Origin of the sequence: Methylobacterium sp. WL103, assembly GCF_008039885.1 — a bacterium.
GTDB lineage: Bacteria > Pseudomonadota > Alphaproteobacteria > Rhizobiales > Beijerinckiaceae > Methylobacterium > Methylobacterium cerastii.
Window position 1 is genome coordinate 1 of the sequence record NZ_VRUX01000822.1, and the last position, 1,487, is coordinate 1,487.

The 1,487-nt window shown below is 69.6% G+C and carries 1 protein-coding gene; it reads right to left on the reverse strand.

Annotated features, from left to right (window positions below; translation table 11 throughout):
* Positions 1 to 360: 360 nt before the first annotated feature.
* On the reverse strand, positions 361 to 1,248 hold the full coding sequence (locus tag FV222_RS25805; protein WP_147754572.1) for a cation diffusion facilitator family transporter: 888 nt from the start codon (positions 1,246 to 1,248) through the stop codon (positions 361 to 363).
* Between the last annotated feature and the right edge of the window lie 239 nt (positions 1,249 to 1,487).

The following is a 1,487-nucleotide window of genomic DNA, read 5'->3' on the forward strand; positions in this document are numbered from 1 at the left end:
GCGCAGGCGAGCGACACCGCGAGGCGGGCCGCCCGCCGGCCGCGCCGGCCGGCATTGCGATCGACAGGAGAAGCACACACCATCATAGGCCTTCAGCCGCACCATGCTCGGCCACGTTCCGTTCGATAACAACCTGTGAACGTATCGTGGCACCCGGTACAATCTGAGAACCTGGTTAACGAACTTTGAAACCCCTGGGTCCTATCCCACCATAAGTTGCATTGATCCGGAGGCGTGGCAGAATGCGCAGACGCTCCGGCCGGCAGGCGTCGCCTCGGAATGCGGTGGGTCCGACGCGCCCCGCGACGGCGGGGCGGTCATCCGCCGGACCTCATGGATTCCTGGTCTCGAGACGCGGTCTCAGAGCACCGGCACGCCGCGGAACTTCGCGTGCTCGGCCGGCTCCACGTGGATCACCACCACGGCGCCGGGGATCGTGGTCTCCAGCGCGTCCTCGAGCCGGTCGCAGATCTCGTGCGCCTCGCGCACGCTCATCTCGCCGGGCACGACGAGGTGGAAGTCGATGAAGGTCGCCTGACCGGCGTAGCGGGTGCGGACGTCGTGCGCCTCCAGCGCGCCCTCGCCGTGGAGCGAGATCAGCGAGCGGATCTGCCCGACCATGTCGCCGGGCGCGGCCCGGTCCATCAGGCCGTCGACGGATTCGCGGACCATCTTCCAGCCGGACCAGAGAATGTTCAGGGCGACGAGCCCCGCGACCACCGGATCGAGCACCGGGATGCCGGTCACCAGCACCAGGACCACGCCGACGAGCACGCCGCCCGAGGTGAACACGTCGGCGAGCACGTGGCGGCCGTCTGCGACCAGGGCCGGCGAGCGCCAGGCCTTGCCCCAGCGCAGCAGCGCCCACGCCCACACCGCGTTGATCGCCGTGGCGACGGCGTTGATGGCGAGGCCGATGGCGGGGGCGTCGACGGGCCTGGGCGCCAGGATGCCATAATACGCCTCGCGCAGGATCAGCAGAGACGCGACGATGATCAGCGATCCCTCGATCACCGCCGAGAAGAACTCCGCCTTGTGGTGGCCGTAGGGGTGGTCTTCGTCGGCCGGCAGCCCGGCCACCCGCAGGGCGACGAACGCGCTCAGCGCCGCCACCACGTTGATGATGCTCTCGAGCGCGTCCGAGTACAGCGCGAGGCTGCCGGTGAGCCAGTAGGCGAGGAATTTCAGCCCCGTGACCGCGAGGCCGACGACGGCGCTGGCGAGGGCGGCTTTCTGGGTGCGGCTCATGACGGGTCCGGGGAAACGACCCGGCGGCTCTAGTCGACCGGCCACCCGCAAGGCCACGGCAAAGGTTCAAGGCCACAGCACAGCTTCGAGGCTGCTGCACACCTTGCACGCCGGGGCAAGGAACTTAGCCGAAGCTATCTTGTGATCAGGCGGGGGAGGCGGCTCTACTCGCGCGGGCGGTCTCGCGCGCCTCGCTCTGCGCCCCCCGGGCCCGCGCGTCTGCGGCCCGGCGCAGGAAG